The 328-nt window shown below is 72.6% G+C and carries 1 rRNA gene; it reads right to left on the bottom strand.

What is annotated here, in order from left to right:
• Positions 1-42: 42 nt before the first annotated feature.
• Positions 43-158: ribosomal RNA gene (gene rrf, locus DW171_RS10045) — 5S ribosomal RNA — on the bottom strand.
• Positions 159-328 lie beyond the last annotated feature (170 nt).

Here is a 328-nt window from a genome sequence, read left to right as displayed (position 1 = left end):
CCCCCTTCTGCAGTTCAAGCGTACGGCTCGGTGCCGTCCACCGGTCAGCGGCGCCCTGGCCTCCCACGGGCTGGCCCCGCAGTACTCTCGGCGCGATGGGGCTTAGCTTCCGGGTTCGGAACGGGACCGGGCGTGCCCCCCATGCTCTGGCCGCTGACCGGTGGGCGGCGCCCACCGTTACGGTGTCCTGGGTCTCATCTACGTGCCCTGGGGGCCGCATGGCGCATAGGGGAGGTGACTCGGGGGCATCCTCGTGCCCGGACCGCGCGCATGGGCGCTGGGTCCCGCGGGCCGCGAGGTGCGGTTCCGGAAGAGCTCGGGCGATTAG

It is taken from the genome of Collinsella sp. AM15-2, assembly GCF_003471985.1.
In the GTDB taxonomy this organism is placed as follows: domain Bacteria; phylum Actinomycetota; class Coriobacteriia; order Coriobacteriales; family Coriobacteriaceae; genus Collinsella.
This window is presented reverse-complemented; position numbering and strand designations above follow the sequence as displayed.